The organism is Algoriphagus sp., from assembly GCF_024642405.1.
Taxonomy (GTDB): Bacteria; Bacteroidota; Bacteroidia; order Cytophagales; family Cyclobacteriaceae; genus Algoriphagus.
In genome coordinates this window covers 1-6,928 of record NZ_JAHEBC010000202.1, presented here as the reverse complement: position 1 = coordinate 6,928, position 6,928 = coordinate 1, and the positions used below count along the sequence as shown (strand labels likewise).

General features: G+C 39.1%; 5 protein-coding genes, 1 tRNA gene and 1 pseudogene. 6 read left to right on the top strand and 1 reads right to left on the bottom strand.

The genetic code is table 11. The annotated features are described in order from the left end of the window. The 6 genes and pseudogenes from Q0L68_RS13970 to Q0L68_RS13945 form a co-directional block, all read left to right on the top strand. A pseudogene (locus Q0L68_RS13970) lies at window positions 1-409 on the top strand (elongation factor 4); the annotation flags it as partial. A gap of 102 nt (window positions 410-511) precedes the next feature. Beyond that, window positions 512-871 carry a four helix bundle protein gene (locus tag Q0L68_RS13965; RefSeq protein WP_296704320.1) on the top strand — a complete coding sequence of 120 codons (360 nt, stop codon included), beginning with the start codon at window positions 512-514 and terminating at the stop codon, window positions 869-871. Between the two features lie 82 nt (window positions 872-953). Next, on the top strand, window positions 954-1,835 hold the full coding sequence (locus tag Q0L68_RS13960) for a tetrahydrofolate dehydrogenase/cyclohydrolase catalytic domain-containing protein (RefSeq protein ID WP_296704319.1): 882 nt from the start codon (window positions 954-956) through the stop codon (window positions 1,833-1,835). 78 nt (window positions 1,836-1,913) lie between these two features. Further along, window positions 1,914-2,000, top strand: a tRNA-Leu gene (locus tag Q0L68_RS13955). Window positions 2,001-2,661: 661 nt separating this feature from the next. Further along, entirely contained in the window at window positions 2,662-3,210 is a 549-nt protein-coding gene (locus tag Q0L68_RS13950) for a DsrE family protein (protein ID WP_296704317.1), read from the top strand. A gap of 39 nt (window positions 3,211-3,249) precedes the next feature. Beyond that, the gene (locus tag Q0L68_RS13945; RefSeq protein WP_296704315.1) at window positions 3,250-5,784 is read left to right on the top strand and encodes an ATP-binding protein; all 2,535 of its coding nucleotides are present in this window, start codon (window positions 3,250-3,252) and stop codon (window positions 5,782-5,784) included. 9 nt (window positions 5,785-5,793) lie between these two features. Here the strand turns inward: Q0L68_RS13945 and Q0L68_RS13940 are convergent. Continuing rightward, the coding region (locus Q0L68_RS13940) for a sigma-54 dependent transcriptional regulator (protein ID WP_296704311.1) at window positions 5,794-6,928 on the bottom strand (1,135 nt) is incomplete at its 5' end.

The following is a 6,928-nucleotide window of genomic DNA, read 5'->3' as shown; positions in this document are numbered from 1 at the left end:
CATTTCCAGAGGATATGCTTCTTTGGATTATGAACTGATCGGATATCAGGTTTCCCATATGGTAAGATTGGATGTGATGTTGAATGGAGAACCAGTAGATGCTTTGTCAGCGGTTGTTCATAGAGATAAGGCATACGAATGGGGGAAAAGACTTTGTGAAAAGTTGAAAGAACTGGTTCCAAGGCAAATGTTTGAGATTGCAATTCAGGCAGCTATTGGAACAAAGATTATTGCCCGAGAAACTGTAAAAGCCCTTCGTAAAAACGTATTGGCAAAATGTTATGGCGGTGATATTTCCCGAAAGCGTAAGTTGCTGGAAAAACAGAAAAAAGGAAAGAAACGCATGAGACAAGTCGGAAACGTCGAAGTGCCTCAGGAGGCGTTTATGGCGGTGCTGAAGCTGGATTAATTCGATTTTTGAATTACGAGGTACGATTTACGAGATTTAATTGTACCTCAATCTTCTTTTTTCATAGGCAACTTTTTAGATTTAGTTCTAACTGAATGTCATATGAAACATGAAATGATCAGAAGAACAAAGCAATTTGCAATTGATGTTTGGAGATTGTGTTCTAAGTTGCCGCATTCCAGAGAATATAATAGTTATGTAAATCAGGTAATCAGAAGTTCTAGCTCTGTTGCCGCAAATTATAGAGCAGTAACTAGGGCTAAGTCTAAGGCTGATTTTATTAACAAATTGAAAATTGTAGAGGAAGAAGGCGATGAAAGTCAGTTTTTCCTTGAAGTGATTGACGAAATAAATGACAATTTGGAATTATCATCAGAAATAAAAAGACTGATTAAAGAATCAGATGAACTGGTCGCTATCGTAGTTGCTAGTATTAAAACAGTAAGGACCTCTAATAGTTAAATAAATTGATGGTTCTTTAAAAAATTAAAAGATTGGAGTTCCTTTAGATCTCGTAAATCCCAAATCGAAAATCGTAATTTATATGATCTTAATAGACGGAAAAAAAACATCCTCTGAAATCAAAGACGAAATCGCTACACGAGTAGCTGAAATCAAAGCGGAAGGAGGAAAAACACCTCATTTGGCAGCAGTTCTTGTAGGGAATGATGGAGCTAGTCATACCTATGTAAATGCAAAAGTAAAAGCTTGTGAACTTTGTGGTTTTGAGTCTACTTTGGTTCGATTGGAAGAAACTGTTTCTGAGGCCGAACTTCTAAAAGTAGTACAAGATATCAATGAAAACCCTTCGATAGATGGATTGATCGTGCAATTACCCTTGCCAAAGCATATTTCTGTAGAAAAGGTAACGGATAAGATCAAACCGGAAAAGGATGTGGATGGCTTTACTCCTGCAAACGTAGGACGAATGGCTCTTAACTGGCCTGCTTATGTGGCAGCTACTCCTTATGGGATCGTAGAATTGCTAAAAAGATACGAGATCGAGACCTCAGGAAAGAATTGCGTAGTAATTGGAAGAAGCCATATTGTAGGAAGTCCTATGAGTATTTTGATGGCAAGAAACGGATATCCAGGAAATGCTACCGTGACCTTGACGCATAGCCGTACTAAGAATCTAGAAGAAATTGCAAGATCTGCAGATATCCTGATCGTAGCTTTGGGTAAACCTCATTTTGTAACGAAAGACATGGTGAAGCCAGGCGCGGTGGTGATTGATGTTGGAATTCACAGAATCGAAGATGCGACCAAGAAATCCGGTTTCCGTTTGGTTGGAGATGTGAAGTTTGATGAAGTGTCAGAAATCGCTTCCGCAATCACGCCTGTTCCAGGAGGAGTGGGTCCGATGACCATTGCTTCTTTACTTTACAATACCCTGCTTGCAGCGGAGAAGAAAGTTTACTCCTAAAGAAGAAAATAATTTGAAAAGCTTTAGGGAAGGGGTTGCTTCGAATAGGCAAGTCTGATACTTTTGCAGTCCCAGTAAGCGCACGTGGTGAAACTGGTAGACACGCCAGCTTGAGGGGCTGGTGCTTTAAGTAGTGTGGAGGTTCGAATCCTCTCGTGCGCACCAAGAGCTCTGAAGAAATTCAGGGCTTTTTTAGTTTTTTACAGAAAAGAGCTCAAATTGGTCATTTCGACTGAAAGGAGAAATCTCCTTAAAGTTGCTTTTATGTCGCCGCCTCGAATACCAGAGGCCGAAGTAGTTTCGATTTATTAAGGAAAATCTCCCGCAAAGGAGAGAAGGCGCAAAGCAATAATCTAGTCATTTCGACCATAGGGATCTTGCCTACCGATAGGTAGGAAATCTCATTATTTAAATAAACATAGACTACTTTGGTTTTATAATTTTTTTTCAAAGACTCGGACTTTATGAGTTTGAGGTTTATAAATGGACTGTCTTTTTCGTCTTGGAGCGGATAGACTAGGTATTTTGGTAAATAATAATTTAATGGACTTCTTTCAAAAATACAGTGAGTGAAATAGTTTTATGTTCTCGCGATGAAATCTATCATTGAATGGAAACTTAAAGCGCAATATTCGCGGGCTATAATTAAAGAAAATGTCATTCTCCGCGCCGCTGCGCATTTGCGATAGGCTATTTTTAATAATCTTTTAATGAGATATCGAAAATAGGATTCACGAAGAAAAACTTTTTCACTTGATAAATTTCCACCAATGGCCTCCTATCTCCCCAATATTTTTCCTACTTTTTCATGCTAATAAAATTCTCTATGAACCGACTATTCAAATCAGCTCTTTTCTCGGCTGCACTATTGCTTCTTACCCAAATTACATTTGCTCAATCTGAGGCTCAGTTTCCATTAGTAAAAGGTTTCGGAGGGATTTACGAAGTTCCAGATGCGACAGAGCGCCCTGATCCTAGCTTGGATTATAAAATCATTGTGGATATGTCCACCGGAGCGGATGACCCGAAACAGATCAGCCGTTGGGTGGATAACATCGCCAGATTGATGAATCTTCATGGTCTTGCCGGAGTGAAGCAAGATCAAATGCATGTGAAAGTGGTGATCCACGGAGGAGCGATTTTCACCGCATTGACAAATGAAGCTTATCAAGGCCGAAATCAGGTGGATAATCCAAATATTGCCGTTTACCAAGCTCTTAAAGATGCAGGCGTAGAAATGTATGTTTGTGGTCAATCCATGAGAGCCCGAGGGTTTAAAAGGGAAGATATTTGGTCAGGAATAGAAATCGCCCATTCCGCACTCACGACCATCACTACTTATGTGCCGCAGGGATATACCCTTCTGAAATTCTAATACTTGGAATAATTATTGGTATTTTTGGGGGATAGATTTATGAAAAAAGTCAATCCCCCATCCAAAACAGCCAGTAAGGTCGTAATCGGCTTTTTCTTTGCAGCTATCTTCTTGATCGGTGTAGCGGGTTTGACTTATTATACACTAAATCGATTGGTAGATACTGTAGCTGAATTGGCCCAGCCAAATAAAAAGCTAAATCTTCTCAATGAATTACAAGCTCAGATTTTTCAGGTTTCCCAAATAGATCAAGTTGGGGCAGAGGGAGATTTCCGGGTAAAAGATTCCACCTTAAATTCTTTAAACCAGAAGCTTTCTCAACTGGAAGAATTGGCCTCTGATACCGTAGAGCAAGCCAACATTCAAAGTATTCGTGATAACCTGGCAACTCTTGTCACAGGTTATATGGATCTCTTTGAGGTGAAAAGGAACCTAGCCAACCGTAATTTTACCCAAGAAGCTTTGAGAAAAGTTGAGTTGGGAATCCGAAGAAGAGCGGTTGATGTGGAAACGCAACCTTTGCGAACATTAGAACCAAGGAGTATCATCTTGGATGAACTGGAGGAACAAAACGCAAACCTTCAGGAACTTCCGCCAAACCAAGACTTGCAAAGGGGTAGAATTTTATCAAATGAATTAGCCAAAGAGGAAGATAAATTAGTGAATTACCTTCGGAATCTTCAAAGGCAAAATTCAAGACCTAATTCTGTTCAACCTGTTACTATTGATAGCATCCTTTATAATATCCGGGGGGTAATCAGCAGGATTTATAGAGAAGAATCTTATCAGCGGCAAAAACTTGCCTCTCTGGAAACTGAGCTTTCCAAAAAACAAAGCGAAATTATTGGCACTATCCAACAGTTGTTGAGAGTTTTGGAAAATACAGTTTTGAATGACTCAAATTCTCAAAATAGTGCTGCATTTGGACTGGCAAATGATGTCACCTTCTTTCTCCTCCTGATCGTGGGGCTAGCTGTTCTAGGCTCAGCACTCATGGTATTCTCAATTTTAAAGGAGATTAAGTTGAATAAAACCTATCAGGAAAACCTTTTGAGTTCTCAACAAAAATCTGAACAGTTGGCTAGATCGAAGCAGGAATTTTTGGCCAACATGAGTCATGAGATTAGGAATCCACTTCACGTCATTCAAGGCTACCAATCCGTGCTGGAAAAATCCGAAATGAATACGACTCAGCAATCTTATTTGCGAATGATAGGTTTCGCATCGCAGACTTTAATGGAAATTGTAGATGATGTTCTCGATTTTTCAAAACTTGAAGCAGGGAAACTTAAATTGGAGTATACGGCATTTGACCCGGTAGCACTATTTAGTTCGCTTCAAAATTTTTACGAATTACAAGCAGATGAGAAGAAACTTGCTTTCCATTGGGACTTGGATCTGCCAGAAGATAAATGGCTGGAAGGGGACCAACTTCGGCTGAAACAGATCTTGAATAATTTACTTTCCAATGCTTTTAAATTCACACAGGAAGGCTCTATCCAGGTAGTCATAGAATGGGCAAATAATCAACTCATTGTGGAGATTAGTGATACCGGAATCGGGATGAGTGATGAAGTATTGGAAAAGGTTTTTCTGGAATTTGATCAAGCTGATAATTCTATTTCAAGAAAATTTGGTGGAACAGGACTTGGGCTGGCCATTGTCCATCGACTTGTGATGTTGATGAATGGGGAAATAGATACTAAAAGTGAAGTAGGAGTAGGGACTGAAATTACAATTACTTTACCACTTGAAACTGTTCCATCAAAAGCCTCTGAGGTAAATTCAGAAGAATTCAATTTTATCGATTTGAGTGGTAAGAATGTGCTTTTGGTTGATGATGATAAAGTGGGTTTACGATATCTGGAAACAATCTTTTCTTATTTCGGCGCAAATGTGATTGCATTCCCTGGTGGAGCCAGCTTTCGTGACGAGTTTGAAGAAATCAAGATAGACCTTGCCATAATTGATATTCAAATGCCAGAGTTTTCGGGATTTGATGTGGTTAAATCCTTACGATCTTTTCCTTCCTACCAAACCTTGCCTATCCTAGCCATGACCGCAAACGTATTTGTGGAGGAAAAGGAAAAAATGATGAAGGAAGGTTTTAATGAATTACTATTTAAACCTTTTCAGGAAAAGGCCCTTGTAGCTTGCCTAAGCCGGGTTTTTCCAGACAGAGCCACAAAAGGACAACCTTTGGCTTCCTCAATCCAATCAGAAAACCATGATCAATTCGACTTGAAAGACATGAGAAGATTTTGCATGGGAGATGAAGACTTATTGATGGATATTCTAAAGGATTTGATCCGTGATACCCAAAGAGACATAGCTAAACTGAAGAGGGCAAGATTAAATAATCGTTGGAATGAGGTGTTGGAGATTTGCCATCAGTTGGGAAGTAGGCTTGGGCAGATTAAGAGCCCGAGTGGAGAACTCGCCAGAAAAGTTGAAAACAGTCTAAAATTAGGAACCCAGAATGGGTTGGATGATGTATTGAATCTATTGGATGTAGAAGTTAAAAATTTATTGTCGGCTCTCTCAGAATTAGTTTTTGCACCAGAGAGCCGCTAAATATTTTTTTTAGTCCAACCCGTATTTTTCCATTTTACTATACAAGGTTTTTCGATCCATGTTAAGAATTCTGGCAGTTTTAGATTTATTGAATTTTGTGTCATTTAATACCTTTTGAATCAATTCCTTTTCTTGTTCAACCCACTTTGACTTATAATCTTTTGGTGAAGGAAGTTCTTCATTCATAGAGAATGGAGAATTCCCGGAATTGAAACCTGAAACCTGAGAGGAAGGCTCATATAAATCAGAAGGAAGTGCATCCTTTTCCACCAATTCTCCTGAGGTTAATAAAACAGCTCTTTTAATAATATTTCTAAGCTCCCTTAGATTTCCAGGCCAGTCATAGGCCAGGAATATTTCCCATACCTCCGGAGTAAAGCCTCTTACCGATTTGTTAAGTCGTTGATTACTTTCCTCTAAAAACTGCTGAGAGAAATCTTCAAGATCTTCTTTTCTTCTTCTTAATGGTATAGCATGAAGTGTGAATTCATTTAACCGATGATATAAGTCTTCCCTAAAATGACCATCTCCAGACTGAATAATAAGATTGTCATTGGTAGCTGCTATGATTCTTACATCTATTTGAATTTCTTTATTTCCCCCAATTTTCCGGATAGTCCTCTCTTGGATTGCACGAAGTAATTGGATTTGAACTTCATAGCTTAGATTTCCGATTTCATCGAGAAAAATAGTCCCGCCTGTAGCGGATTCAAAATGTCCTGTTTTATGATCTAATGCCCCAGTAAATGCTCCTTTTACATGACCAAATAATTCACTTCCTGCAAGTTCTCTTGGCAATGCGCCACAATCAATTGCTATAAATGGCCCATTTTTCCGTGTTGATAAATCGTGGATTCTTCTGGAAACAAATTCCTTTCCTGTACCCGTCTCACCCAATACCAAAACGCTCAGATCAGTAGGGGCCACCAATTGAATATGTTTCTCCAATTTTTCTGCTTCTGCAGAACTACCAATTACATAGCTTCCTTTGGCTATTTTAGGAACAGCCGGCTTTTGAGGAGCAGAGGGGAATTTCTGAACGACAGGATTGGTAGTGGAAAGCGATTCTTTTACTGTAGCCAATAATTCGTCAGGATTGATCGGTTTGGTGATGTATTCAAAAGCACCAAGTTTCATTGCTTTA

Bases quoted from the DNA above. Each gene is read 5' to 3' on its own strand.
- Q0L68_RS13960 (WP_296704319.1), top strand. From the start codon at position 954: ATGATCTTAATAGACGGAAAAAAAACATCCTCTGAAATCAAAGACGAA.
- Q0L68_RS13950 (WP_296704317.1), top strand. From the start codon at position 2,662: ATGAACCGACTATTCAAATCAGCTCTTTTCTCGGCTGCACTATTGCTT.
- Q0L68_RS13945 (WP_296704315.1), top strand. From the start codon at position 3,250: ATGAAAAAAGTCAATCCCCCATCCAAAACAGCCAGTAAGGTCGTAATC.
- Q0L68_RS13965 (WP_296704320.1), top strand. From the start codon at position 512: ATGAAACATGAAATGATCAGAAGAACAAAGCAATTTGCAATTGATGTT.